Origin of the sequence: Mongoliitalea daihaiensis (genome assembly GCF_021596945.1) — a bacterium.
Taxonomy (GTDB): Bacteria; Bacteroidota; Bacteroidia; order Cytophagales; family Cyclobacteriaceae; genus Mongoliitalea; species Mongoliitalea daihaiensis.
The window spans coordinates 3,218,026-3,241,797 of the sequence record NZ_CP063779.1 but is presented as its reverse complement, the minus strand read 5'-3'; the positions used below and the strand labels follow the sequence as shown (position 1 = coordinate 3,241,797).

Below are 23,772 nucleotides of genomic sequence, written 5' to 3'. Positions count from 1 at the left end.
ATCATTAAGCCAGCAACTTAGGCATAATCATCCATTTCAATTTATGGAAGAAATAAATTTCATTATTAGACCAGCTACGGAAAAAGACTGTATCCATGCACTTACCATTACGCAAGAAATGGAGGAGTCTGCAAAAGCTCGTGGTACTGGAATAGCTAAGCGTTCACCCGAATACATAGAAACCAAGATGAAAGAGGGGAAAGCTGTTATTGCCTTGACAAAATCTGGTAAATGGGCAGGTTTTTGCTACATTGAAGCATGGGGACATGGGAAATTTGTTGCAAACTCAGGACTCATTGTTGCACCTGAATTTCGCAAATACGGGCTAGCAAGAGAAATTAAAGGAGAAATCTTCAAATTGAGCCGTACCAAATACCCTGAATCTAAAATCTTTGGTCTAACAACTGGTCCGGCAGTCATGAAAATCAATTCAGATTTAGGTTATATCCCTGTTTCCTATGGGGATTTGACGGATGATGAAGATTTTTGGAAAGGTTGTAATAGCTGTGTAAACGTTGAAATTCTTAAAAGTAAAAGCAAGCAAAACTGTTTGTGTACAGCCATGCTGTACGATCCAGCAAGGAAAAGTAAAACTCAGGATATTGCACTGAGAAAAGATTTTAAGAAAAATCTTAAGCTCTTTGAACGCTGGACAAGAATTAAGAAACGTATTCTATTGAATTTGAAACTCACTAAAAACAAAACATTGAACTTGTTCTAATCATCCTGAGAAGGATCAATCATTGAATTATGAAAAAAATAGTTTTAGCGTATAGCGGAGGTTTGGATACTACTTTCTGTGCCATTTACCTTTCGCAAGAACTTGGATACGAAGTACATGCTGTACTCATCAATACAGGAGGGTTTACCACCGAAGAATTGCAGGAAATTCAGGAAAGGTCAACCAATTTAGGAGTAGCTTCCTTCACAGTTTTGGATGTCACAAAAACCTACTATGATGAAGTACTCAAATATCTGGTCTTTGGCAATGTACTGAAAAATCAAACTTATCCCCTATCCGTCAGTGCAGAACGCATCCTACAAGCTAAAACCTTGGCAGATTATGCCAAAAGCATCGGGGCAACATCCATCGCTCATGGAAGTACTGGTGCTGGAAACGATCAGGTAAGATTTGATATGATCTTCCAAACCATCATTCCTGATATTGCAATCATTACTCCTATCCGTGATTTGAAATTGAGCCGAGAGCAAGAAATCGACTACTTACAAAAGCATGGAGTACATATGAATTTCACCAAAGCAGCTTACTCAGTCAACAAAGGCATTTGGGGAACATCGGTGGGTGGAAAAGAAACGTTAACTTCTCATTTGACCTTACCGGAAGAGGCTTGGCCTACGCAAGTGAGCAAAACAGGTGAGGAAACCATCACCTTACATTTTGAAAGTGGTGAACTGAAAGGGATCAATGGGGAAAAATTTGAGCATACCGTGCAGGCGATTCAAGCATTACAATCCATTGCAGCACCTTATGGAATCGGAAGAGATATCCATGTAGGAGACACCATTATTGGCATCAAAGGGCGTGTGGGATTTGAGGCAGCTGCTCCACTGATTATTATTAAATCACATCAGCTACTTGAAAAGCACACACTGACCAAATGGCAATCGTTCTGGAAAAATCAATTGTCCGAGTTTTATGGAAATCACCTACATGAAGGACATTACCTAGATCCTGTGATGCGTAACTTGGAAAGCTTTTTAGAAAGTACCCAAACATATGTTACAGGAGAAGTGACTGTTCACCTGAGCCCATACAGATTCCAATTGGTAGGCATTACCTCTGCCCATGATTTGATGGCTTCCAAGTTTGGTAGCTACGGAGAAATGAATAAAGGATACACTGCCGAAGATGTCAAAGGATTTACCCGAATCTTAGGAAACCAAACAGCCATCTTCCATCAAGTAAATAATCATGACAACAATTAAAACTGCCATCATTGGTGGTGCTGGATATACTGGTGGGGAATTAGTTCGGCTATTAATCCATCACCCACATGTGGAAATAGCCTACATTCATAGCAATAGCCAAAAAAATAAGCCTGTCACCAGCACGCATCCTGACCTACTAGGAGAAACAGATTTGCTATTTACCGATGCTGTGCAAACTGAAGGTATTCAAGCAGTATTTTTGGCATTACCACACGGTGAAACCAAATCTTTTCTGGATACACATCCCTTTGCAGAAGATACTATAATCATTGACTTGAGTACGGATTTTCGCGATGAAAGCCATGATTTTGTCTATGGTCTACCTGAAATAAATTTGACCACTATTCAACAAGCCAAGAAAATTGCGAACCCAGGCTGTTTTGCTACAGGAATTCAATTGGCATTGGCGCCTGCAATTTCAAAAGGTTGGGTGAAAGATACTATTCATGTGTCAGGTATTACAGGAAGTACTGGAGCTGGTAAAAAACTAGCCGATACGAGCCACTTCTCTTACAGAACCAATAATCTCTCCGTTTACAAGTTATTTACCCATCAACACTTGAAGGAAATTCGGCAAACATTCAAGCATTTAGATCCGTCCTTTGGGGGGGAAATTTTATTCGTTCCCTACAGAGGCAACTTTACAAGAGGCATTTGGATAACAGCTTATTTTCCTTTTGAAGGCAGTGAAGAAGAAGCTATACAAACCTACCAGGAATTCTACAAAGACGCTGCTTTTACATTTGTATCTGTGCAGGATATCGATCTCAAGCAAGTAATAAATACCAATAAATGCATTCTTCACGTTCAAAAAGAAGGTGGGATGTTAGTAATTTATTCCGCTATAGACAACTTATTGAAAGGTGCCGCCGGACAGGCGATACAAAACTTCAACATTGCACTTGGATTTTCTCAACAAACCGGCTTACAATTAAAAAGCATTGCCTTTTAAACCATTGATTATGAAAACATTTGATGTGTACCCTTTAATCAATGTGACACCAGTCAAAGCGATTGGTGCGAGCATTTGGGATACGGAGGGAACGGAATATTTGGACTTGTATGGAGGTCATGCAGTGATTTCTATAGGGCACAGCCATCCTCATTTCAACCAAAGGATCAAGGCCCAATTAGATCAGATTGCCTTTTATTCCAATTCCATCCATATCCCTATACAAAAACAATTGGCGCAAAAGCTTGGGGAAATTTCGGGTTGCGAAAACTACGAACTTTTCCTTTGCAACTCTGGGGCAGAAGCCAATGAAAATGCTTTAAAGTTAGCGTCTTTTAGTACAGGAAAACCTGGATTTATTTCATTTAAAGGTGCTTTTCACGGTAGAACTGCTGGAGCAGTAGTCCTTACCGACAACCCTAAAATCATTGCACCATCCAACCAACGTAACGATGTATATATCTTACCTTGGGGAGATTTGGAAGCCGTAGAAACTCAATTATCCCAAGGCAACATTGCTGGAATTATCATCGAGGGAATTCAAGGTGTAGGAGGAATCCATGTTCCCCAAGCTAATACCTTGATACAATTAGCGAGCTTAGCAAAGAAATACGGTGCAAAACTTATCTTAGACGAGGTGCAATCAGGCTATGGAAGAACCGGACGGTTTTTTGCCTTTCAGTGGGCTGAGGGACTTGAACCTGATTTAATTACTGTAGCCAAGGGTATGGGAAATGGTTTTCCCATTGGAGGAGTGTTGATTCATCCATCGATCAAGTCTTCTTTCGGACTCTTAGGAACAACATTTGGAGGCAATCACTTGGCATGTGCGGCTGGTTTAGCTGTATTAGAGGTAATTGAAAATGAAAACCTTATTACTACCGCTGAGACACTTGGCAATAGGCTTATCCCGATCTTGGAAGCTATATCAGGGGTGATAGAGGTTCGTGGAAAAGGCTTGATGATAGGTATAGACCTGGATAGGGAAGCTGGACCCGTCAGAACAGAATTGGTACATGCCTATCAGATGTTTACGGGAAGTGCAGCGAGCAAAAACACCATTCGTCTTTTGCCACCATTAACTATTGAAGAAGACTCATTATTAAAATTTGCTAAAAACCTATCGAAAATTTTGAATTAATGATTCAATACGGTAGTTTCATATAAGAATTGTAATAGAAATGAAACATTTTACGAAATTCGAATCCTTAGAATTATCCCAAACCCTTATCGAATCTGCTTTGGCGTACAAAGGAAGTCCATTTGTTGATCAACAGAAGGGACGGAACAAAAGGATTGGATGCATTTTTTTAAACCCTTCACTCCGAACAAGGGCAAGTACACAAATTGCAGCTTTGAATTTGGGAATGGAACCCATCGTCATGAATATGGACAAAGAAGGATGGGCCTTAGAAATGCGAGAAGGAGCAGTTATGAATAAAGGTACTGTAGAACATATCAAAGATGCCGCTGCTGTTTTGGGTTCCTACTTTGACATCTTAGCTGTTCGCGCTTTCCCTTCCTTGACCAATAAAAATGAAGATATTGAAGACTTTGTTTTCAATCAGTTTATCAAGTACTCAGGTAAACCTGTAATCAGTTTGGAATCAGCTATAAGACATCCTCTTCAGAGCTTAGCAGACATGGTTACCATACAAGAGCTTTGGAAAGAAAATCGCAAACCCAAAGTTGTATTGACTTGGGCACCACACATCAAAGCGATTCCCCATGCAGTAGCCAATTCATTTGCAGAGTGGGCTATTGGAAATGAATATGATGTAACCATAGCCAATCCCATTGGATATGACTTAGATCCTGCATTCACGAAAGGAGCCCATATTACTCACAATCAAGAGGAAGCATTGGTAGATGCTGATTTTGTATATGTAAAAAACTGGTCTGCATTTAATGATTATGGAAAAATCCATAGTACGGATAGTGCTTGGATGCTTACAGAAAACCACTTTGCCGCAGCTCCTACTGCAAAAGTAATGCATTGCTTACCTGTGCGCAGAAATTTAGAGCTATCAGATGAGATTTTAGATGGAAACAGAAGCCTAGTTCAACTACAAGCGACGAATAGAATCTATGCTGCGCAGGCAGTAATCAGTCATTTACTTGGCTAAGACAACACAACCACTTTAACTACAACAACCTATTAAACATGCATATCAACGTCATTAAAATCGGAGGAAATGTTATAGACTACCCTCAGAAATTAGAAGAGTTCTTATTTCTTTTTTCCAGATTCCCAGGAAAGAAAATATTAGTCCACGGAGGTGGCATCATGGCCACCAAATTTGGTGAATCCATGGGAGTTATGCCTAAAATGGTAGACGGTCGTAGAATCACAGATGCTGATACACTTGATATTGTTACGATGGTTTATGCCGGTTTGATCAACAAACAAATTGTGGCCAAACTGCAAGGACTGAATCAAAATGCGTTAGGTTTATCTGGAGCTGACGGAAACAGTATTTTATCCAAGAAAAGAGAGGTTAAAACGATCGATTACGGATTTGTAGGGGATGTTATCAATATCAATACCCAATTGATCGAAACCCTCTTAGATGAGCAGATAACCCCTGTTTTTTCGGCCATCACCCATGACAAGCATGGACAACTACTCAATACGAATGCCGATAGCATTGCTTCCGAATTGGCTACTTCTCTTTCTAAAAACCATAAAGTCAATCTTTATTTTTGCTTTAATAAGCCTGGGGTATTGATTGATGAGCATAATGATAATTCGATTATTCCTCTTATCAATGAAGAGATTTACGGAGAGTTGAAAAAAGAACAGTTGATTCACTCTGGTATGATTCCAAAATTAGAAAATGCATTCGCTGCATTAAACAAAGGGGTCAACCATGTTTGGATTGGCAAGGCTGAAAACCTTTTGTTAGCTTCCAAAGGTAAACTTTCAGGTACCATCATAGAAAAACATAAGTACGACCTTTACTAAGCACGATCGATGATTCTAGTCAAGGATTTATCATCCTTATATCTGCACCAAGTTGAACTATTACAATCTTTAATAGCTACGCCCTCTTTCAGCAAAGAGGAGTTTCTAACAGCTGAAATTATTCAATCCTTTTTTGAATCAAAAGGTCTTAAGATTGAACGTTCAGGTAATAATATCTGGGTTAAAAACCTATTTTTTGATTCCAAGAAGCCTTCTGTCCTTTTGAATTCACATCATGATACAGTTAAACCTAATGCTGGATACACTCGCCCCCCATTCAATCCAAGTATTGAAGATGGGAAACTATTTGGCTTGGGCAGTAACGATGCCGGAGGACCTTTGGTAGCTTTGATAGGTGCTTTTTTGTGGTTTTACCCACAAAAAAACCTTCCATTCAACCTCATTATAGCTGCTACAGCAGAAGAGGAAATTTCAGGAAAAAACGGTATTGAGTCTATTCTTCCCTTCCTACCTGCTTTTGAATTAGCAATTGTGGGAGAACCAACCCTAATGCAAGCTGCTGTGGCAGAGAAAGGGCTTTTGGTAATAGATTGCGTAGTAAAAGGAAAAGCTGGACATGCGGCTCGAGAAGAAGGGGAAAATGCCCTCTACAAAGCATTGGATGATTTGGTGACAATTAAAAATTACAAATTTAATAAAATTTCATCCTTTCTAGGTCCATCAAAAGTATCTGCAACAATCATTAATGCTGGTAATCAGCACAATGTTGTCCCCGATGAATGTACATTCACGTTGGATGTTCGGGTGACGGATGCCTATACCTTGAATGAAGTAGTCGAAGAACTAGCTCAAGTTATCCAAGCGGAGATGTTCCCTCGTTCCATGCGATTAAATTCCTCTAAGCTATCAGAAACGCATCATGCCTTCAAAACGCTAGAAGCTTTAGGGATTCAAACCTATGGGAGCCCTACCCTATCCGATCAAGCCTTAATCCCATATCCTTCCTTCAAAATGGGTCCTGGAGATTCTGCCCGTTCACATATAGCGGATGAATTTATTTATTTACAAGAGATTCAAGATGGAATTCAGGGATATATTCAATTCTTAACGCATTATATAAAAACTACCCATGAAACTTTGGCAAAAAGATAAAGGAGCAACCCGAGAAGTGGAAAAATTCACCATTGGTCGTGACCCTGAGTTTGATCATTTATTAGCCCCTTTTGATGTATTGGGTTCGATGGCGCATGCCACCATGTTGGAAAAAATTGGTTTACTAACTTCCGACGAATTAAAAGCTCTTTTAGGAGGGCTACGGGAAATCTACTTTGAGATAGAAAAAGGAGATTTTAGCATAGCTCCAGGTGTGGAAGATGTACATTCTCAAATAGAGTTTTTACTGACTGAACGACTGGGTGAAGTAGGGAAAAAGCTTCATTCAGGGAGATCCAGAAACGATCAAGTCTTGGTAGATTTGAAATTATATTATCGCTCAGCCATTCGGGATATCGTAGATGCCACACAGGATTTATTTGATTTATTGATTGACCTTGCTGCCAAGCATCAAAAAGATTATATGCCAGGTTATACTCATACACAATTGGCAATGCCTTCCTCTTTTGGTTTATGGTTTGGATCTTTTGCAGAAGGGCTAACAGAAGATTTAGAGCTTTTATCCAGTGCATTTCACTTAGCAGATAAGAACCCCCTAGGTTCGGCTGCCGGCTATGGCTCCTCCTTTCCTTTGGATCGAGCTATGACAACCGAGCTCCTCGGCTTTTCTGATTTGCATTACAATTCCATCAATGCCCAAAACTCAAGAGGCAAAACAGAGAAGACAATAGCTTTTGCATTGGCTGGTTTGGCATCAACCTTAAACCGTTTGGCTTCAGATGCTTGCATATTCATGAATCAGCATTTTGCATTTATCAGCTTCCCCGATGAGTTGACTACTGGTAGCAGTATTATGCCTCATAAAAAAAATCCCGATGTTTTTGAATTGATCCGAGCTAAAACGAATCATATCCAATCCATTCCCTACCTTATATCGATGCAACTGACCAATATGACTACAGGGTATCATCGGGATTTGCAGATTTTGAAAGAAGCTACTTTCCCTTCCTTTACTACCCTGATTGACTGTTTGGACATGAGCATCTTAATGCTAAAAAACATCCACATCCGTTCCAACATTCTTTCGGATGAGTTCTACAAGCATGTATTCAGTGTGGAAGTAGTCAATGAGCGTGTCTTGGCAGGGACTCCATTCCGAGATGCCTATAAGCAAGTAGGGCTAGAAATAGAAAAAAATGAATTTGCACCCCAACAAGACCAATTGAATCATTCTCATGAAGGTAGTATTGGGAACTTATGTTTAGCTGATATCCAGAAAAAAAATAAACAGGCTTTAGAGAAGTTTAAATTTACAAAAATTGATGAGGCCCTGATTTCCTTAATTTCCGGTTAAAAGCCTAATACAATTTGGAGGTCTAATTGTTCTTCTACTTTAATTAGACCTCCCATTTTTTTGGGAGCTTCTAAGGCTAAATCTGAAAAAGCTAACGAAAGGTTTCCTTCCAATCCATCTTTGGTATGTTTCAAATAAAAGTTATCAAACTCTAGGGTTTTTCCGACAATAGAAACTGTAAGTCTACAAGTGTAGTCATTCCTGTTTTTCCGCAGATTGGCTACCTTAACTTCACAGGTTGGGAATTCTTCAGCTTTGATGGTTTTTCGAAAATCCCGATTCAAAATAAAATTCCCGCAAGCGAAATCGCTTACGGGAATGTTGATATTAAGGACTGAATTATTTATTTGGGAATTTAACGAAATAGTGTCTTTCATACCATTTCTGCTGAAACTACAATTGAATGCTCCAATGGAAGTCTGACCACTTACGGTAATTGTCTTTTGAGTAATTACAAGATCTTTTTCTTGTGGACTCATTACAAGTATTCCAATCAAAATTAACAGAAAGACACTCATTCGTTTTTATCTTAGAATCCAATTACACCTTCAATCATCAAACCATTGAATTTACCACCATTGAATCGATCGTTGGCAGCAAAGTTGTTATAGTTTTGACTTACATACTCCAATTTAGCTAAAACATTCTTTGTAACAAACCAGCCTCCGCCTACTTGGACTCTATCAATGTTTACTTCTACACCTGAACCAGCTAGTGGACCTGAAACCTTATTGTATCTACCTGCTAGATAGAATTTTTCAGCTGTTCCAAATCTGTAGACTAAGTCTGCACCGGTTTGATTCCAAGTCCTATCGTCAGCTTCATTTCTAGCTTTACCAGTAGAGCGCTCAAAATTACCGAAGAATTCTAAGCCTTTAAATTTAACGAATGGGTTGAAAACCATAGCTGTAATGTTGTCAGTTTGTCCTGGGTTGAACCGTCCTGAAGTAAAGTTGCCTGCTGTAGTTGCCAAGGTATTTTCCATCACTAAATAGTATCTGGAACCTGCTCTGTCACCACCCCAAAGCGTGTTTCTATTAGAGCCAGAGGTAGTATAAATCGAACCTGTGGCACGCACTCTCAAATCATCGCTTAACTGCTTGTCATATCCAAATTTACCCAAAAAGCTTGGCTTTCTGAAATTTGGATTGGTGACTCCTCCTTGGATTTCACCACCTGTTACACCTACTAAGGCCAAGAAACCTTTGCTTTGGAAGAATACTTCACCACCAACTTCAGTGGTAAATGCATCCATAATATAATTTCCTACAAAAGGATTATACATAGCGTTTCCATTATCGGATCTTCTAAAGTGTGCATCACCATAGTTGATTTCCATGTGTCCTACTCTAACGGTCAAATATTTATCAAACCAGTCGGTATTACCAAGATTTAAGAAACCTAATTTGTCTACTTGAAGGTATCCGCCTTTAACCCAAGATTCTGGATGGTGTCTGGAAGAAAGGTAAGTTACCAAATTCAAGCGAAGACCATCTGCTAAAGCAACGTCAATATTCAAGTTAGCAGTAGCTAAGTTTGTTCCTGCACCAAGTTCAATTAGTTGGTTAAGGTTGACTCCATTAGCATTAGGTGCTGGACTTGCAGTGTTGGAATGACTTAAATTTTGCCATTGTTGTGCAAAATGACCTCCAACACGAACTCTCATGCCATCAAAAGCCACTGAGTCCTCTTTGCCTGTTTCAAAAACATTGATACCTCTTTGGTCAGGAGCTCTCCAAAATTGCTGATCTCTTTGGAGGCCTTGGGCGAATGAGGACATAGCTATTCCTGCAAACGCAATTGCTGTGATAAAGTACTTTTTCATAGTTATGGATTTTTATTTTGTAGGTTGAAATATTGTTTTAAAATGTATAGTTACATCGTCTCTTGTTTTGACTGTCCCCATCAGGGCCGTAGGTGGATCAATAGAAAAATTAGTAAGTTTAGTATCATAGCTACCTTCAAACACTAAATTATTGCCACTTTGGGTTAATTTAATGGGAAAGCTTGCTGACTTAGTAACTCCGGCGATGGTAAAATCTCCTTTGGCGGTAAAATTAGGCGCAGAACCAGAAAGCTCTTTGAGGGTAAAACTGATTTGCTTATGCTGACTTGTCTTTAAGGCTTTATAGGCATTATTGTCTAGTCCTCTAGTTCCACTTTTTAGGGACTCTGCCTCTGCGTTTACTTTTAAGGATTGAGCACTATTTATGCTATTTCCAGTGATGGTAAATACGGCTGAACCTTTGGCATCTTTGGAGATCATTTCCCAATCATGCAAAGATGAACCACCTGTGATTTTTAATTCAGTCCCAGAGGCAATCGTATAATTTGTTTGGGCAAGGACTGAAAAATTCAAAAAAAGTAGTAGTGACAGAGAAGCTACAATTAGCTTTGTTATTTTATCCGTTTTCATATACTCTTAGATTTTGGTTGATTTGTTGATACAAAATTGGTTACATGGATCTTATTAAAATATGACGAAAATCATATTAATCTATGATTGATAACACATGAAAAAAGAAAGCCTAAAGTTAAAATGAGGACCTTAGAAGTTAACAAAAATCTATCTGCATTCAGAAAAAGATGAAATACCCACATAAAAGCTCTTATCCTTTTCGGATTGAAGTATATAAACAGAAAAGACCATAAACAAAAAAGTCTCAGATTTATCTGAGACTTTGCGGAATGGTTGGTGTATCAAATACGCGACCTTCCCGAGGATCGGGACAGGCATGCTAACCAGCTGAACTACCACTGATTAAATTTTCTATAAACTCCCTACTTTTCTGTGCTTTGATATAATTTTCTCTTTTCAGTGCCTCAGTTTTTGTAGCATATGCCTCAGTATAAAGCAAAACCCAAGGCTGTTTTCTCGCAGTATACCCCTTATGAGGACGATTATGCTTTTCTAGCCGTTCCTCTGGGTTCGATGAAACACCTACATAAAAGCTCTTATCCTTTTCGGATTGAAGTATGTAAACATAAAATAACATAAACAAAAAAGTCTCTGATTTATCTGAGACTTTGCGGAATGGTTGGTGTATCAAATACGCGACCTTCCCGAGGATCGGGACAGGCATGCTAACCAGCTGAACTACCACTGATTAAATTTTCTATAAACTCCCTACTTTTCTGTGCTTTGATATAATTTTCTCTTTTCAGTGCCTCAGTTTTTGTAGCATATGCCTCAGTATAAAGCAAAACCCAAGGCTGTTTTCTCGCAGTATACCCCTTATGAGGGCGATTATGCTTTTCTAGCCGTTCCTCTGGATTCGATGAAACACCCACATAAAAGCTCTTATCCTTTTCGGATTGAAGTATATAAACAGAAAAGACCATAAACAAAAAAGTCTCAGATTTATCTGAGACTTTGCGGAATGGTTGGTGTATCAAATACGCGACCTTCCCGAGGATCGGGACAGGCATGCTAACCAGCTGAACTACCACTGATTAAATTTTCTATAAACTCCCTACTTTTCTGTGCTTTGATATAATTTTCTCTTTTCAGTGCCTCAGTTTTTGTAGCATATGCCTCAGTATAAAGCAAAACCCAAGGCTGTTTTCTCGCAGTATACCCCTTATGAGGACGATTATGCTTTTCTAGCCGTTCCTCTGGATTCGATGAAACACCTACATAATAGCTCTTATCCTTTTCGGATTGAAGTATGTAAACATAAAATAACATAAACAAAAAAGTCTCAGATTTATCTGAGACTTTGCGGAATGGTTGGTGTATCAAATACGCGACCTTCCCGAGGATCGGGACAGGCATGCTAACCAGCTGAACTACTACTGATTAAATTTTCTATAAACTCCCTACTTTTCTGTGATTTGATATAATTTTCTCTTTTCAGTGCCTCAGTTTTTGTAGCATAGCACTCAGTATAAAGCAAAACCCAAGGCTGTTTTCTCGCAGTATACCCCTTATGAGGGCGATTATGCTTTTCTAGCCGTTCCTCTGGATTCGATGAAACACCTACATAAAAGCTCTTATCCTTTTCGGATTGAAGTATGTAAACATAAAATAACATAAACAAAAAAGTCTCAGATTTATCTGAGACTTTGCGGAATGGTTGGTGTATCAAATACGCGACCTTCCCGAGGATCGGGACAGGCATGCTAACCAGCTGAACTACCACTGATTAAATTTTCTATAAACTCCCTACTTTTCTGTGCTTTGATATAATTTTCTCTTTTCAGTGCCTCAGTTTTTGTAGCATATGCCTCAGTATAAAGCAAAACCCAAGGCTGTTTTCTCGCAGTATACCCCTTATGAGGACGATTATGCTTTTCTAGCCGTTCCTCTGGGTTCGATGAAACACCTACATAAAAGCTCTTATCCTTTTCGGATTGAAGTATGTAAACATAAAATAACATAAACAAAAAAGTCTCAGATTTATCTGAGACTTTGCGGAATGGAAGGGACTCGAACCCGCGACCTTCCCGAGGATCGGGACAGGCATGCTAACCAGCTGAACTACCACTGATTAAATTTTCTATAAACTCCCTACTTTTCTGTGCTTTGATATAATTTTCTCTTTTCAGTGCCTCAGTTTTTGTAGCATATGCCTCAGTATAAAGCAAAACCCAAGGCTGTTTTCTCGCAGTATACCCCTTATGAGGACGATTATGCTTTTCTAGCCGTTCCTCTGGATTCGATGAAACACCCACATAAAAGCTCTTATCCTTTTCGGATTGAAGTATATAAACAGAAAAGACCATAAACAAAAAAGTCTCAGATTTATCTGAGACTTTGCGGAATGGTTGGTGTATCAAATACGCGACCTTCCCGAGGATCGGGACAGGCATGCTAACCAGCTGAACTACCACTGATTAAATTTTCTATAAACTCCCTACTTTTCTGTGCTTTGATATAATTTTCTCTTTTCAGTGCCTCAGTTTTTGTAGCATATGCCTCAGTATAAAGCAAAACCCAAGGCTGTTTTCTCGCAGTATACCCCTTATGAGGACGATTATGCTTTTCTAGCCGTTCCTCTGGGTTCGATGAAACACCTACATAAAAGCTCTTATCCTTTTCGGATTGAAGTATGTAAACATAAAATAACATAAACAAAAAAGTCTCAGATTTATCTGAGACTTTGCGGAATGGTTGGTGTATCAAATACGCGACCTTCCCGAGGATCGGGACAGGCATGCTAACCAGCTGAACTACTACTGATTAAATTTTCTATAAACTCCCTACTTTTCTGTGCTTTGATATAATTTTCTCTTTTCAGTGCCTCAGTTTTTGTAGCATATGCCTCAGTATAAAGCAAAACCCAAGGCTGTTTTCTCGCAGTATACCCCTTATGAGGACGATTATGCTTTTCTAGCCGTTCCTCTGGGTTCGATGAAACACCTACATAAAAGCTCTTATCCTTTTCGGATTGAAGTATGTAAACATAAAATAACATAAACAAAAAAGTCTCAGATTTATCTGAGACTTTGCGGAATGGTTGGTGTATCAAATACGCGACCTTCCCGAGGATCGGGACAGGCATGCTAACCAGCTGAACTACCACTGATTAAATTTTCTATAAACTCCCTACTTTTCTGTGCTTTGATATAATTTTCTCTTTTCAGTGCCTCAGTTTTTGTAGCATATGCCTCAGTATAAAGCAAAACCCAAGGCTGTTTTCTCGCAGTATACCCCTTATGAGGACGATTATGCTTTTCTAGCCGTTCCTCTGGGTTCGATGAAACACCTACATAAAAGCTCTTATCCTTTTCGGATTGAAGTATATAAACAGAAAAGACCATAAACAAAAAAGTCTCAGATTTATCTGAGACTTTGCGGAATGGAAGGGACTCGAACCCGCGACCTTCCCGAGGATCGGGACAGGCATGCTAACCAGCTGAACTACCACTGATTAAATTTTCTATAAACTCCCTACTTTTCTGTGATTTGATATAATTTTCTCTTTTCAGTGCCTCAGTTTTTGTAGCATATGCCTCAGTATAAAGCAAAACCCAAGGCTGTTTTCTCGCAGTATACCCCTTATGAGGACGATTATGCTTTTCTAGCCGTTCCTCTGGATTCGATGAAACACCTACATAATAGCTCTTATCCTTTTCGGATTGAAGTATGTAAACATAAAATAACATAAACAAAAAAGTCTCAGATTTATCTGAGACTTTGCGGAATGGTTGGTGTATCAAATACGCGACCTTCCCGAGGATCGGGACAGGCATGCTAACCAGCTGAACTACTACTGATTAAATTTTCTATAAACTCCCTACTTTTCTGTGATTTGATATAATTTTCTCTTTTCAGTGCCTCAGTTTTTGTAGCATAGCACTCAGTATAAAGCAAAACCCAAGGCTGTTTTCTCGCAGTATACCCCTTATGAGGGCGATTATGCTTTTCTAGCCGTTCCTCTGGATTCGATGAAACACCTACATAAAAGCTCTTATCCTTTTCGGATTGAAGTATGTAAACATAAAATAACATAAACAAAAAAGTCTCAGATAAATCTGAGACTTTGCGGAATGGTTGGTGAATCAAATACGCAACCTTCCCGAGGATCGGGACAGGCATGCTAACCAGCTAAACTACTACTGATTAAATTTTCTATAAACTCCCTACTTTTCTGTGATTTGATATAATTTTCTCTTTTCAGTGCCTCAGTTTTTGTAGCATATGCCTCAGTATAAAGCAAAACCCAAGGCTGTTTTCTCGCAGTATACCCTTTATGAGGGCGATTATGCTTTTCTAGCCGTTCCTCTGGATTCGATGAAACACCTACATAATAGCTCTTATCCTTTTCGGATTGAAGTATGTAAACATAAAATAACATAAACAAAAAAGTCTCAGATTTATCTGAGACTTTGCGGAATGGTTGGTGTATCAAATACGCGACCTTCCCGAGGATCGGGACAGGCATGCTAACCAGCTGAACTACTACTGATTAAATTTTCTATAAACTCCCTACTTTTCTGTGATTTGATATAATTTTCTCTTTTCAGTGCCTCAGTTTTTGTAGCATATGCCTCAGTATAAAGCAAAACCCAAGGCTGTTTTCTCGCAGTATACCCCTTATGAGGGCGATTATGCTTTTCTAGCCGTTCCTCTGGATTCGATGAAACACCTACATAATAGATCTTATCCTTTTCGGATTGAAGTATGTAAACATAAAATAACATAAACAAAAAAGTCTCAGATTTATCTGAGACTTTGCGGAATGGAAGGGACTCGAACCCGCGACCTTCCCGAGGATCGGGACAGGCATGCTAACCAGCTGAACTACCACTGATTAAATTTTCTATAAACTCCCTACTTTTCTGTGATTTGATATAATTTTCTCTTTTCAGTGCCTCAGTTTTTGTAGCATATGCCTCAGTATAAAGCAAAACCCAAGGCTGTTTTCTCGCAGTATACCCCTTATGAGGACGATTATGCTTTTCTAGCCGTTCCTCTGGATTCGATGAAACACCCACATAAAAGCTCTTATCCTTTTCGGATTGAAGTATATAAACAGAAAAGACCATAAACAAAAAAGTCTCAGATAAATCTGAGACTTTGCGGAATGGACGGGACTCGAACCCGCGACCTCCTGCGTGACAGGCAGGCATTCTAACCAGCTGAACTACCACTCCAAATTATCTTTTTTGAATTTGATGATAAACAAATTTGCGGAATGGACGGGACTCGAACCCGCGACCTCCTGCGTGACAGGCAGGCATTCTAACCAGCTGAACTACCACTCCTTTTATTTTTAATAACTCAACTCTAGCGACCTTCCCGAGCATCGGGACAGGCATTCTAACCAGCTGAACTACCACTCCTTTTATTTTTAATAACTCAACTCTAGCGACCTTCCCGAGCATCGGGACAGGCATTCTAACCAGCTGAACTACCACTCCTTTTATTTTTAATAACTCAACTCTAGCGACCTTCCCGAGCATCGGGACAGGCATTCTAACCAGCTGAACTACCACTCCTTTTATTTTTAATAACTCAACTCTAGCGACCTTCCCGAGCATCGGGACAGGCATTCTAACCAGCTGAACTACCACTCCTTTTATTTTTAATAACTCAACTCTAGCGACCTTCCCGAGCATCGGGACAGGTATTCTAACCAGCTGAACTACCACTCCTTTTATTTTTAATAACTCAACTCTAGCGACCTTCCCGAGCATCGGGACAGGCATTCTAACCAGCTGAACTATTACTATTTTTTCCTTCTCGTTTGAAGTGGTGCAAAGGTATATAAATGCTCTATCTTTGCAAAGATATTGGTTAAAAAAAAGAAAGCTCGAGGAGTACAATCCTCAATTCCAGCCAAATAATTTTACCTTTTTGCAAGTTTCAATTCCCAATTCCAAGCATCTCTCAAGGAATCCTCTAAAGTAAACTGAGGTTTCCAACCCAAAACACGTGTTATTTTTTCAGTACTTGCCCATGTTTTTACAACATCTCCCGGCCTTCTTGGACCAATTTGATAATTTAAATTTTGACCTGAAACCTTCTCAAAAGTTTTCACTACCTCTAATACAGTATTTCCATTACCCGTACCTACATTCAAAATGTCAAAAAAGTTATCCTCTTGTTTAGCTAAATACGACAGCGCTTTGACATGGGCATCTGCTAGATCCATTACATGAATATAATCACGGACACAAGTTCCATCAAGCGTGTCATAATCATCTCCAAAAATCGTTAGCCTTTCTCGTTTACCTATTGCCGTCTGTGTTATAAATGGAACCAGGTTTGCTGGAACACCTATGGGTAATTCTCCTATTTCAGACGATGGATGAGCTCCTATTGGATTGAAATATCTTAAGGAAATTATTTTATTTCCTTTTTGAGACTTTGTAACATCTACCAAAATATCCTCACATATCTTTTTAGTATTTCCATACGGACTTTCAGCATCTTGTCTTGGTGTGTCTTCGGTCGCTGGAAGAATTTTTGGTTCACCGTAGACTGTGCAAGAGGATGAAAAAACTAAGTTTTTAACCCCAAACTTCTCCATCGATTGCAATAGTAATACAAGCGACCCAATATTATTATGATAATATTTGAGAGGAAGTTTGGTACTTTCCCCGACAGCTTTAAATGCTGCAAAGTGAATGATTCCTTGAATTTCATGATTAGTAAATACGGATTCAATCACTTGTGGGTCATTGCAGTCTCCTTCAATTACAATTGGAGTAAATCCGATGATCTTTGATAAACCTGTAATAGCTGACTTTTCACTAGTACAAAAATTATCTAAAATGATAGGCTCAAAACCTGCATGAACAAGTGCAACAGCTGTGTGGGAACCAATATAACCAGCACCTCCAGTTATTAAAATCTTTTGTTTCATTGTTTGGATTGATGAATAAAGTTTGAATATAAACAATAAAACTTTTTGTCTTCGATTAAATAAATCAATTTCCCGAAATTTGTTTTTTCTTTGTCTAAAAACACCTTAATTAGCTAAGGAAATCACGTAATACTATGAAGAGAATATTAGTAACAGGAGGAGCAGGTTTTTTAGGAAGTCACCTCTGCGATAAATTAATAGAAGAAGGTAATGAAGTTTTATGCATGGACAACTTCTTTACTGGAAGTAGGAGTAATATTCACCATCTACTAGATAATAAAAATTTTGAGCTTTTAAGACATGATGTAACGCATCCTACATATGTTGAAGTAGATGAAATTTATAACCTTGCTTGTCCAGCCAGCCCAGTGCATTACCAATTTGATCCCGTTCAGACGACAAAAACATCCGTATTAGGGGCAATAAATATGCTAGGATTAGCTAAAAGACTTAAAATCAAGATACTTCAAGCAAGTACCTCAGAAGTTTATGGGGATCCTGAAATACATCCACAACCAGAGTCCTATAAAGGAAGCGTCAACCCTATTGGAATTAGAGCTTGTTATGATGAAGGTAAAAGATGTGCTGAAACGTTATTTTTTGATTACCATAGGCAGCATAAAACAAAAATTAAAGTCATGAGGATATTCAATACTTATGGCCCAAGAATGAACCCTAATGATGGTCGAGTAGTAAGTAACTTTATAGTACAGTCTTTAAAAGGTCAAGACATAACGATGTATGGTGATGGAATGCAAACAAGAAGTTTCTGCTATGTTGATGATAATATAGATGGAATGTATAAACTAATGAATAGCAGAGATGGATTTACAGGTCCAGTAAACATCGGTAATCCTGGAGAATTCACCATGCTGGAATTAGCACAAAAAATAATAGAAATTACAAACAGTAAGAGTAAAATTACATTTTTACCTTTACCTCAAGATGACCCTATGCAAAGAAGACCTGTCATTGATCTTGCAAAAAAAGAACTGGATTGGGAGCCCAAGATCAAACTAGAAGATGGACTTGTTAAAACAATTGCTTACTTCGAATCAATACTCTAAGAAAAGTGGTCCTTTCAGGACCACTTTTTTATTTTTGATGCCTCTGTATTAAAACCTCCATCACCTCATCCAACTCATACCCTTTGGCTTCAAGAAGGACCAAATAATGGAATAACAAATCTGCAGCCTCTCCCATAAAAAGTTCTTTGTTGTCATCCTTGGACTCAATAACCAATTCAACTGCCTCTTCTCCTACTTTCTGGGCTACTTTATTGATTCCTTTAGCAAATAAAGAAGCAGTGTATGATTTATCAGAAGACTCTACTTTTCGTGATTTAATAATTTTGCGTAGCACATCTATAAAAAATGTTTTACTGGTATTCACTTCAGAAAAACAGGTATCATCTCCCGTATGGCAAACGGGACCTTCCGGCCTCGCTTTAATCAAAATCGTATCATTATCACAATCCACAGTCAAAGAAACCACATGTAAAAAATTTCCTGAAGTCTCACCTTTGGTCCATAACCTATTTTTGGTTCTGGAAAAAAAGGTTACTTTTTTGGTTTTCATCGTAATATCCAATGCTTCCTGATTCATGTATCCCAACATCAATACCACATTCGAATTTACATCCTGAATGATGGCAGGAACCAGGTTATCCACTTTTTGAAAGTCTATTGTTAAATCACTCATCTTTGTTACATTTGGTTTGATTGTGGCTACTTATACGTTGACAACCACACAAAATTATTTTTAATTCAAATCCTACTTGCAATTCCTTCTGCATGCAAATACTGCTTGAGGCTTGGTATTGGAATCTCTTTAAAATGGAAAATACTTGCTGCTAAAGCGGCATCGGCTTTACCTACTGTAAAAACATCTTTAAAGTGCTGCATATTCCCAGCTCCTCCAGAAGCAATTACCGGAATAGAAAGCATACTAGAGATTTCAGCAGTGATTTCATTGGCAAAACCAGCTTTGGTACCATCATGATCCATCGAAGTTAGTAAAATCTCTCCTGCTCCCCGATCACATACTTCCTTTGCCCATGCCTGAGTTTGTAAAATCGTTGGTTTTCTACCTCCATGGGTGTGAACAAAATCCAATCCATCAATAGTTCTGGTATCAATGGCAACTACCACACATTGACTTCCAAACTCCTGTGCCATTTGATTAATGATAGCAGGATTGTTAACCGCAGCAGAGTTGATAGAGATTTTATCAGCACCAGCATTTAGCAAAACCTTTACATCTTCAACGGTAGAAATACCTCCGCCTACCGTGAAAGGAATATTGATGGCTTTAGCTACTTTCGTTACTAATTCAGCTAGGGTTTTACGTTTATCCACTGTTGCCGTGATGTCCAAGAAAACCAATTCATCCGCTCCCTCATCTGAATAAATCTTTGCAAGCTCCACAGGATCTCCAGCATCTCTCAACTCAACAAAGTTCACTCCTTTAACAGTCCTACCATCTTTGATATCCAAACAGGGGATAATTCTTTTTGTAAGCATCTTTGCTATTTTCTAGGTCTATTAACTTATTTCCCAAAACTTGCCAACTCTTCTAAACTTATTCTTCCCTCGTAATAAGCTTTTCCGACTATTGCTCCATAAACACCCGTTTTTTGCAAATCTTCCAAATCTTGCATCGTAGAAACTCCTCCACTGGCAATTAAACGAATACTTGGAATTTCTTGAAGAATTTCTTGATAAAGTTCAGTGGAAGGCCCTTGCAAAAGCCCGTCTTTGGCTACGTCTGTACAGATTACATAAGAAATTCCTTTGGCATGATACGCTTTGATAAAATCGATCAAATCAACCGAAGTGGTTTCTTCCCACCCTGAGATGGCTATTTTTCGATCTTTTGCATCAGCGCCTAAAATAATACGTTCTCCACCAAATTTTTCAATCCAAGACTCAAACAACGAGGGATTTTTAACAGCAATGCTGCCTCCCGTGAGTTGATGTGCGCCTAACTCAAATGCAAAAGTAGCATCTTCGTCCGACTGTACACCTCCTCCAAAATCAACTTGAAGAGAGGTACCTTGCGTGATCCTTTGGAGGACTTGGCTATTTATGATTTTTTTGGCTTTTGCACCGTCAAGATCAACTAAGTGCAAGCGTCGAATGCCTGCATCTTCAAAGCGCTTGGCCATTTCCAAAGGACTATCGTGGTACTCCTTCTTTTGGTTATAATCACCTTGTGTCAATCGAACACATTTCCCTCCAATCAAATCAATGGCAGGTATGATATACATGTGTATTATTTTTTTGATTAAAGACTAAGAAAATTTTTCAGTATGCGCTCCCCTACCAGTCCGCTTTTCTCTGGATGTGCTTGCATGGTATAAAAGTTATCCTTTTGCATCAAAGCCGCAAAATCTAAGACGTAATTCGTTGATGCGATGGTATACTCGCTCAATTCACAGTAGAAACTATGTACATAATAGACAAATGATTCTTCCTGTAGCCCCTCTAAAAGAGGAGATTGGTAGTTAGTGATGCTATTCCATCCCACATGAGGAACTTTGAACTCGTTTACACTAGCTGGCTGAAAGCGCTTTACCTTCACTGGAAATACTCCCAAACATGGTGTATCGTTCTCTTCCGAGTGTTCACAGAGCAATTGCTGCCCCAAGCAAACACCAAAGAATGGTTGCTTCAATTCTGGAATCAATAGATCTAACTTTTTTTCTTTCAAGTAGCGCATGGCAGTGCTTGCTTCTCCTTGACCAGGAAAAATGACTTTATCCGCCTTTGAGATTCTTTCAAAATCATCCGTAAGGACCGCATTCGCACCCAAACGCTCCAATGCATACAACACCGACTGAACATTACCAGCATTGTACTTAATTACTGCGACTTCCATTCTATTGGACTAACATTTAACTTGTGATAATTAAAAAACCTTTGGCAGAAAAGAATGCTGCCAAAGGCTGATGTTTAGAATCTTCAAATTTTTAGATTCAAATTTATTGAGAACTCCATCTTTTTCTGAAGGGGTGGTTGAAACCACCTCTAGTTTTGCAATCCCTGTTAGTTAACAGCCACAAACGACCAAGTAAACGAACGTTACCAACCTAAGATTCAAAGCCACTCCTTAACTCTCCAATTAATCTCTTGATTCACTTAACTCTTGTTTCTCGCTTCTAGTCTCTCGCTTCTCAAGTTTCTCACATCAAATCTCTAGATTCTCTTCCCTACTTCGCTTCTTCTGTGACCATTTCTTCCAAGACCGCCTCTATTTCAGAAAGAGACTGATACAATTGCTCGTAGCTTTCAATAATGAAATACTTATCCTGAAATTTATCCTTCCAGTAAGGTGTATTCATAATTTTCCTTACATCGTATTCATAATGCGCAGGCTCCGAAGACAAACTGTACTTGGTTTCTCCAGCTGAACTCAAAATTCCTGCTCCATAGATTCTCAATTGACCATTTTCGCGTATCAATCCAAACTCAATAGTGAACCAATAGATTCTGGATAGTAATTCAATAGCCCACTTATTTTCGATGTGCTTGAGAGCAATGCCACTTAAATCCTCTAAGAAATCAACATAGTGCTGATTCGTGAGCAAGGGCATATGTGCGAACGCATCATGGAACATATCAGGTTCTTCCAAATAGTCCAATTGCTCCATTTTTCTTAGCCAGGTAGAGGAACAAAAACGCTTGTTGTTCATCAGGCCAAAGAATAAATCATCATCAATCAAGCCTGGAACTACCTGAATTGACCAACCCGTAGAATGTTCTAATCTTCTGTTAACATCCTCAAAGTCCGCTATTTTATCGGCAGTGAATCCGATTTCTTTTATCCCCTTAAGGTAGGCTTCGGAGGCGGCTTCCGGTAGATTGACAATTTGCCTATCGAATAGAATCTTCCATACATTAAAATCCTCTTCTGTATACGCTGCATAATCTTGCCTTAACTCTTGTAGTCGAGGGTCGGTAAAGACCCAGTCTTTGGGTTTATTCGTCATGATATATTTGGGTTTTGGTGCAAGCCAATGTCTTAGCTAACGTAAATTTAAAACATCGGTTCGATGATTCAAAAAGGTAGCTATTGATACAAAAGTTCAATGCCTTTCTGAATACTGTATGACTGAATACATTCTCGGATAAATAATCCACCTCAAACCAAGTCAAATGTTTTACGCATCGCAAAGGTCTTTCGAATCCAATCAGCTAACAAGGCCGATTGTGTAAAATCCAACGTTTGCTGTCCATCGGAATATGCCTTCTCTGGAATTTCATGGGTTTCGTAAATGATCCCATCTGCTCCAGCCATTACTCCAGCCAATGCCATTTGAGAGACATATGCCCTCAACCCAATCCCATGGGAAGGATCTACAATCACAGGCAAATGGGATTTCGCTTTTAAGATGGGGACTGCATTCAAATCCAGGGTATTTCTACTGGCACGTTCATACGTTCTAATTCCTCTTTCACATAAAATGAGTTTTTCATTGCCACCGGAAAACACATACTCTGCCGATTGCAACAACTCTTCAATGGTTCCTGAAATTCCCCGCTTGATCATCACTGCTTTGTCCACTTTACCCAACTCATCCAACAAGTTGAAATTTTGGGTATTGCGGGCACCAACCTGATAGATATCAGTGTAGGGATACATTTCCTCGATCTGAGAAACCTGCATGACCTCAGTCACTATTTTAATTCCCGCCTCAGAAGCTAAATCATACCATAATTTCAATCCATCTATCCCTAAACCTCTAAAGGCATAAGGACTTGAACGAGGTTTAAATACACCCCCGCGCATCATTTTGATGCCATTTTCTTTGAGGTGACCAATAACTTTACGAATCTGCTCTTCGGATTCAATAGAACAAGGACCGGCAATGATGGCCATATCGCCATCCTTAATGAAGACTCCATCGCCCAAATCAATGGAAGTAGGTTTCGCTTTCCATTTTTTAGAAACCAATTTATATTCATCCGAAACAATATGGATATCCTTGATTCCTTCTTTTTTGCCAATCTTACGGATATCAAATTCTTTTTTGCCTATTCCGATGATGTAATCTCCTAGCTGGGTTTTTACCTCTGTAGTTTTGTAGCCTATTTTGGCAATCTCATCTAAAAGTGACTCCCGCTGCTTCAGGGAAATATCCTCCTGTAATTGAATAATCATG

The 23,772-nt window shown here is 39.0% G+C and carries 33 protein-coding genes and 2 tRNA genes; 9 read left to right on the top strand and 26 right to left on the bottom strand.

What is annotated here, in order from left to right; all coding sequences use genetic code 11:
- The first annotated feature begins 43 nt into the window (after positions 1–43).
- From IPZ59_RS13705 to argH, 8 genes are read left to right on the top strand one after another with little or no spacing between them, the layout of a single operon-like run.
- Positions 44–721, top strand: coding sequence for a GNAT family N-acetyltransferase (locus tag IPZ59_RS13705; RefSeq protein WP_236136614.1), 678 nt, complete (start codon positions 44–46; stop codon positions 719–721).
- Between the two features lie 29 nt (positions 722–750).
- Positions 751–1,947: an argininosuccinate synthase gene (locus IPZ59_RS13700; protein WP_236136613.1), complete on the top strand. Its 1,197-nt coding sequence runs from the start codon at positions 751–753 to the stop codon at positions 1,945–1,947.
- Complete coding sequence (argC, locus tag IPZ59_RS13695) at positions 1,934–2,902, top strand: N-acetyl-gamma-glutamyl-phosphate reductase (RefSeq protein ID WP_236136612.1); 969 nt, start codon at positions 1,934–1,936, stop codon at positions 2,900–2,902. Before IPZ59_RS13700 ends, argC begins: the two co-directional genes overlap by 14 nt.
- A 10-nt stretch (positions 2,903–2,912) precedes the next feature.
- The gene (locus tag IPZ59_RS13690; protein WP_236136611.1) at positions 2,913–4,043 is read left to right on the top strand and encodes an aspartate aminotransferase family protein; all 1,131 of its coding nucleotides are present in this window, start codon (positions 2,913–2,915) and stop codon (positions 4,041–4,043) included.
- 40 nt (positions 4,044–4,083) lie between these two features.
- The gene (locus IPZ59_RS13685; protein WP_236136610.1) at positions 4,084–5,028 is read left to right on the top strand and encodes a Rossmann-fold NAD(P)-binding domain-containing protein; all 945 of its coding nucleotides are present in this window, start codon (positions 4,084–4,086) and stop codon (positions 5,026–5,028) included.
- A gap of 38 nt (positions 5,029–5,066) precedes the next feature.
- On the top strand, positions 5,067–5,867 hold the full coding sequence (argB, locus tag IPZ59_RS13680; protein WP_236136609.1) for an acetylglutamate kinase: 801 nt from the start codon (positions 5,067–5,069) through the stop codon (positions 5,865–5,867).
- 9 nt (positions 5,868–5,876) lie between these two features.
- Positions 5,877–6,980 carry a M20 family metallo-hydrolase gene (locus IPZ59_RS13675; RefSeq protein WP_236136608.1) on the top strand — a complete coding sequence of 368 codons (1,104 nt, stop codon included), beginning with the start codon at positions 5,877–5,879 and terminating at the stop codon, positions 6,978–6,980.
- Entirely contained in the window at positions 6,958–8,295 is a 1,338-nt protein-coding gene (gene argH, locus IPZ59_RS13670; RefSeq protein WP_236136607.1) for an argininosuccinate lyase, read from the top strand. The genes IPZ59_RS13675 and argH overlap by 23 nt, the downstream gene beginning before the upstream one ends.
- Here the strand turns inward: argH and IPZ59_RS13665 are convergent.
- From IPZ59_RS13665 to galE, 20 genes are all read right to left on the bottom strand, one after another.
- Complete coding sequence (locus tag IPZ59_RS13665; RefSeq protein WP_236136606.1) at positions 8,292–8,813, bottom strand: hypothetical protein; 522 nt, start codon at positions 8,811–8,813, stop codon at positions 8,292–8,294. The two genes, argH and IPZ59_RS13665, sit on opposite strands and share 4 nt — an antisense overlap.
- Before the next feature lie 11 nt (positions 8,814–8,824).
- Positions 8,825–10,120, bottom strand: coding sequence for a hypothetical protein (locus IPZ59_RS13660; RefSeq protein WP_236136605.1), 1,296 nt, complete (start codon positions 10,118–10,120; stop codon positions 8,825–8,827).
- 12 nt (positions 10,121–10,132) lie between these two features.
- Entirely contained in the window at positions 10,133–10,711 is a 579-nt protein-coding gene (locus IPZ59_RS13655; RefSeq protein ID WP_236136604.1) for a YceI family protein, read from the bottom strand.
- A gap of 322 nt (positions 10,712–11,033) precedes the next feature.
- Positions 11,034–11,291 (bottom strand): GIY-YIG nuclease family protein, encoded by a 258-nt coding sequence (locus IPZ59_RS13650; protein WP_236136601.1) that lies wholly within the window; start codon positions 11,289–11,291, stop codon positions 11,034–11,036.
- Between the two features lie 88 nt (positions 11,292–11,379).
- A complete protein-coding gene (locus IPZ59_RS13645) occupies positions 11,380–11,724 on the bottom strand; it encodes a GIY-YIG nuclease family protein (RefSeq protein ID WP_236136602.1) in 345 nt (114 codons plus the stop codon).
- A 1-nt stretch (position 11,725) separates the two neighbouring features.
- Positions 11,726–11,983 carry a GIY-YIG nuclease family protein gene (locus IPZ59_RS13640; RefSeq protein ID WP_236136603.1) on the bottom strand — a complete coding sequence of 86 codons (258 nt, stop codon included), beginning with the start codon at positions 11,981–11,983 and terminating at the stop codon, positions 11,726–11,728.
- Positions 11,984–12,071: 88 nt separating this feature from the next.
- Positions 12,072–12,329, bottom strand: coding sequence for a GIY-YIG nuclease family protein (locus tag IPZ59_RS13635; RefSeq protein ID WP_236136597.1), 258 nt, complete (start codon positions 12,327–12,329; stop codon positions 12,072–12,074).
- Between the two features lie 88 nt (positions 12,330–12,417).
- Positions 12,418–12,675 (bottom strand): GIY-YIG nuclease family protein, encoded by a 258-nt coding sequence (locus tag IPZ59_RS13630; RefSeq protein ID WP_236136601.1) that lies wholly within the window; start codon positions 12,673–12,675, stop codon positions 12,418–12,420.
- An 87-nt stretch (positions 12,676–12,762) separates the two neighbouring features.
- Entirely contained in the window at positions 12,763–13,107 is a 345-nt protein-coding gene (locus IPZ59_RS13625; protein ID WP_236136602.1) for a GIY-YIG nuclease family protein, read from the bottom strand.
- 1 nt (position 13,108) lies between these two features.
- Complete coding sequence (locus tag IPZ59_RS13620; RefSeq protein ID WP_236136601.1) at positions 13,109–13,366, bottom strand: GIY-YIG nuclease family protein; 258 nt, start codon at positions 13,364–13,366, stop codon at positions 13,109–13,111.
- An 88-nt stretch (positions 13,367–13,454) separates the two neighbouring features.
- Entirely contained in the window at positions 13,455–13,712 is a 258-nt protein-coding gene (locus tag IPZ59_RS13615) for a GIY-YIG nuclease family protein (protein ID WP_236136600.1), read from the bottom strand.
- An 88-nt stretch (positions 13,713–13,800) separates the two neighbouring features.
- Complete coding sequence (locus tag IPZ59_RS13610) at positions 13,801–14,058, bottom strand: GIY-YIG nuclease family protein (protein ID WP_236136599.1); 258 nt, start codon at positions 14,056–14,058, stop codon at positions 13,801–13,803.
- A gap of 87 nt (positions 14,059–14,145) precedes the next feature.
- The gene (locus tag IPZ59_RS13605; RefSeq protein WP_236136598.1) at positions 14,146–14,403 is read right to left on the bottom strand and encodes a GIY-YIG nuclease family protein; all 258 of its coding nucleotides are present in this window, start codon (positions 14,401–14,403) and stop codon (positions 14,146–14,148) included.
- Positions 14,404–14,491: 88 nt separating this feature from the next.
- The gene (locus IPZ59_RS13600; protein ID WP_236136597.1) at positions 14,492–14,749 is read right to left on the bottom strand and encodes a GIY-YIG nuclease family protein; all 258 of its coding nucleotides are present in this window, start codon (positions 14,747–14,749) and stop codon (positions 14,492–14,494) included.
- 88 nt (positions 14,750–14,837) lie between these two features.
- Complete coding sequence (locus tag IPZ59_RS13595) at positions 14,838–15,095, bottom strand: GIY-YIG nuclease family protein (RefSeq protein ID WP_236136596.1); 258 nt, start codon at positions 15,093–15,095, stop codon at positions 14,838–14,840.
- Between the two features lie 88 nt (positions 15,096–15,183).
- Positions 15,184–15,441, bottom strand: coding sequence for a GIY-YIG nuclease family protein (locus IPZ59_RS13590; protein WP_236136595.1), 258 nt, complete (start codon positions 15,439–15,441; stop codon positions 15,184–15,186).
- Positions 15,442–15,528: 87 nt separating this feature from the next.
- Positions 15,529–15,786, bottom strand: coding sequence for a GIY-YIG nuclease family protein (locus IPZ59_RS13585; RefSeq protein WP_236136594.1), 258 nt, complete (start codon positions 15,784–15,786; stop codon positions 15,529–15,531).
- 34 nt (positions 15,787–15,820) lie between these two features.
- Positions 15,821–15,894 (bottom strand) — tRNA-Asp (locus tag IPZ59_RS13580).
- Positions 15,895–15,931: 37 nt separating this feature from the next.
- A tRNA-Asp gene (locus IPZ59_RS13575) sits at positions 15,932–16,005 on the bottom strand.
- A 584-nt stretch (positions 16,006–16,589) separates the two neighbouring features.
- Positions 16,590–17,609, bottom strand: coding sequence for a UDP-glucose 4-epimerase GalE (galE, locus tag IPZ59_RS13570; protein WP_236136593.1), 1,020 nt, complete (start codon positions 17,607–17,609; stop codon positions 16,590–16,592).
- Positions 17,610–17,743: 134 nt separating this feature from the next.
- Here galE and IPZ59_RS13565 point away from each other — a divergent pair, with 134 nt between their 5' ends.
- Positions 17,744–18,676, top strand: a complete 933-nt coding sequence (locus IPZ59_RS13565) for a UDP-glucuronic acid decarboxylase family protein (protein ID WP_236136592.1) — start codon at positions 17,744–17,746, stop codon at positions 18,674–18,676.
- 28 nt (positions 18,677–18,704) lie between these two features.
- Here the strand turns inward: IPZ59_RS13565 and hisIE are convergent, their stop codons facing one another.
- The 6 genes from hisIE to aroF all read right to left on the bottom strand — a co-directional run bounded on the left by hisIE (position 18,705) and on the right by aroF (position 23,771).
- The gene (gene hisIE, locus IPZ59_RS13560; RefSeq protein ID WP_236136591.1) at positions 18,705–19,310 is read right to left on the bottom strand and encodes a bifunctional phosphoribosyl-AMP cyclohydrolase/phosphoribosyl-ATP diphosphatase HisIE; all 606 of its coding nucleotides are present in this window, start codon (positions 19,308–19,310) and stop codon (positions 18,705–18,707) included.
- A 65-nt stretch (positions 19,311–19,375) separates the two neighbouring features.
- Positions 19,376–20,131 (bottom strand): imidazole glycerol phosphate synthase subunit HisF, encoded by a 756-nt coding sequence (hisF, locus tag IPZ59_RS13555; RefSeq protein ID WP_236136590.1) that lies wholly within the window; start codon positions 20,129–20,131, stop codon positions 19,376–19,378.
- A gap of 26 nt (positions 20,132–20,157) precedes the next feature.
- On the bottom strand, positions 20,158–20,877 hold the full coding sequence (gene hisA, locus IPZ59_RS13550; protein ID WP_236136589.1) for a 1-(5-phosphoribosyl)-5-[(5-phosphoribosylamino)methylideneamino]imidazole-4-carboxamide isomerase: 720 nt from the start codon (positions 20,875–20,877) through the stop codon (positions 20,158–20,160).
- 17 nt (positions 20,878–20,894) lie between these two features.
- Positions 20,895–21,488 carry an imidazole glycerol phosphate synthase subunit HisH gene (gene hisH / locus IPZ59_RS13545; protein ID WP_236136588.1) on the bottom strand — a complete coding sequence of 198 codons (594 nt, stop codon included), beginning with the start codon at positions 21,486–21,488 and terminating at the stop codon, positions 20,895–20,897.
- A 331-nt stretch (positions 21,489–21,819) separates the two neighbouring features.
- A complete protein-coding gene (locus IPZ59_RS13540; RefSeq protein ID WP_236136587.1) occupies positions 21,820–22,599 on the bottom strand; it encodes a phenylalanine 4-monooxygenase in 780 nt (259 codons plus the stop codon).
- Positions 22,600–22,751: 152 nt separating this feature from the next.
- Positions 22,752–23,771: a 3-deoxy-7-phosphoheptulonate synthase gene (aroF, locus tag IPZ59_RS13535; RefSeq protein WP_236136586.1), complete on the bottom strand. Its 1,020-nt coding sequence runs from the start codon at positions 23,769–23,771 to the stop codon at positions 22,752–22,754.
- Position 23,772 lies beyond the last annotated feature (1 nt).

Coding starts and splice junctions, on each gene's coding strand:
- IPZ59_RS13600 (WP_236136597.1), bottom strand. CDS start 14,749: ATGTTATTTTATGTTTACATACTTCAATCCGAAAAGGATAAGAGCTTT.
- IPZ59_RS13565 (WP_236136592.1), top strand. CDS start 17,744: ATGAAGAGAATATTAGTAACAGGAGGAGCAGGTTTTTTAGGAAGTCAC.
- IPZ59_RS13700 (WP_236136613.1), top strand. CDS start 751: ATGAAAAAAATAGTTTTAGCGTATAGCGGAGGTTTGGATACTACTTTC.
- IPZ59_RS13640 (WP_236136603.1), bottom strand. CDS start 11,983: ATGTTATTTTATGTTTACATACTTCAATCCGAAAAGGATAAGAGCTAT.
- IPZ59_RS13610 (WP_236136599.1), bottom strand. CDS start 14,058: ATGGTCTTTTCTGTTTATATACTTCAATCCGAAAAGGATAAGAGCTTT.
- IPZ59_RS13540 (WP_236136587.1), bottom strand. CDS start 22,599: ATGACGAATAAACCCAAAGACTGGGTCTTTACCGACCCTCGACTACAA.
- IPZ59_RS13605 (WP_236136598.1), bottom strand. CDS start 14,403: ATGTTATTTTATGTTTACATACTTCAATCCGAAAAGGATAAGAGCTAT.
- hisF (WP_236136590.1), bottom strand. CDS start 20,131: ATGCTTACAAAAAGAATTATCCCCTGTTTGGATATCAAAGATGGTAGG.
- hisIE (WP_236136591.1), bottom strand. CDS start 19,310: ATGAGTGATTTAACAATAGACTTTCAAAAAGTGGATAACCTGGTTCCT.
- IPZ59_RS13685 (WP_236136610.1), top strand. CDS start 4,084: ATGAAACATTTTACGAAATTCGAATCCTTAGAATTATCCCAAACCCTT.
- hisA (WP_236136589.1), bottom strand. CDS start 20,877: ATGTATATCATACCTGCCATTGATTTGATTGGAGGGAAATGTGTTCGA.
- IPZ59_RS13660 (WP_236136605.1), bottom strand. CDS start 10,120: ATGAAAAAGTACTTTATCACAGCAATTGCGTTTGCAGGAATAGCTATG.
- argH (WP_236136607.1), top strand. CDS start 6,958: ATGAAACTTTGGCAAAAAGATAAAGGAGCAACCCGAGAAGTGGAAAAA.
- IPZ59_RS13655 (WP_236136604.1), bottom strand. CDS start 10,711: ATGAAAACGGATAAAATAACAAAGCTAATTGTAGCTTCTCTGTCACTA.
- IPZ59_RS13675 (WP_236136608.1), top strand. CDS start 5,877: ATGATTCTAGTCAAGGATTTATCATCCTTATATCTGCACCAAGTTGAA.
- IPZ59_RS13650 (WP_236136601.1), bottom strand. CDS start 11,291: ATGTTATTTTATGTTTACATACTTCAATCCGAAAAGGATAAGAGCTTT.
- IPZ59_RS13585 (WP_236136594.1), bottom strand. CDS start 15,786: ATGGTCTTTTCTGTTTATATACTTCAATCCGAAAAGGATAAGAGCTTT.
- hisH (WP_236136588.1), bottom strand. CDS start 21,488: ATGGAAGTCGCAGTAATTAAGTACAATGCTGGTAATGTTCAGTCGGTG.
- IPZ59_RS13705 (WP_236136614.1), top strand. CDS start 44: ATGGAAGAAATAAATTTCATTATTAGACCAGCTACGGAAAAAGACTGT.
- IPZ59_RS13645 (WP_236136602.1), bottom strand. CDS start 11,724: ATGCCTGTCCCGATCCTCGGGAAGGTCGCGTATTTGATACACCAACCA.
- IPZ59_RS13625 (WP_236136602.1), bottom strand. CDS start 13,107: ATGCCTGTCCCGATCCTCGGGAAGGTCGCGTATTTGATACACCAACCA.
- IPZ59_RS13635 (WP_236136597.1), bottom strand. CDS start 12,329: ATGTTATTTTATGTTTACATACTTCAATCCGAAAAGGATAAGAGCTTT.
- IPZ59_RS13595 (WP_236136596.1), bottom strand. CDS start 15,095: ATGTTATTTTATGTTTACATACTTCAATCCGAAAAGGATAAGAGCTAT.
- argC (WP_236136612.1), top strand. CDS start 1,934: ATGACAACAATTAAAACTGCCATCATTGGTGGTGCTGGATATACTGGT.
- IPZ59_RS13620 (WP_236136601.1), bottom strand. CDS start 13,366: ATGTTATTTTATGTTTACATACTTCAATCCGAAAAGGATAAGAGCTTT.
- argB (WP_236136609.1), top strand. CDS start 5,067: ATGCATATCAACGTCATTAAAATCGGAGGAAATGTTATAGACTACCCT.
- IPZ59_RS13590 (WP_236136595.1), bottom strand. CDS start 15,441: ATGTTATTTTATGTTTACATACTTCAATCCGAAAAGGATAAGATCTAT.
- IPZ59_RS13615 (WP_236136600.1), bottom strand. CDS start 13,712: ATGTTATTTTATGTTTACATACTTCAATCCGAAAAGGATAAGAGCTTT.
- IPZ59_RS13690 (WP_236136611.1), top strand. CDS start 2,913: ATGAAAACATTTGATGTGTACCCTTTAATCAATGTGACACCAGTCAAA.
- galE (WP_236136593.1), bottom strand. CDS start 17,609: ATGAAACAAAAGATTTTAATAACTGGAGGTGCTGGTTATATTGGTTCC.
- IPZ59_RS13630 (WP_236136601.1), bottom strand. CDS start 12,675: ATGTTATTTTATGTTTACATACTTCAATCCGAAAAGGATAAGAGCTTT.
- IPZ59_RS13665 (WP_236136606.1), bottom strand. CDS start 8,813: ATGAGTGTCTTTCTGTTAATTTTGATTGGAATACTTGTAATGAGTCCA.
- aroF (WP_236136586.1), bottom strand. CDS start 23,771: ATGATTATTCAATTACAGGAGGATATTTCCCTGAAGCAGCGGGAGTCA.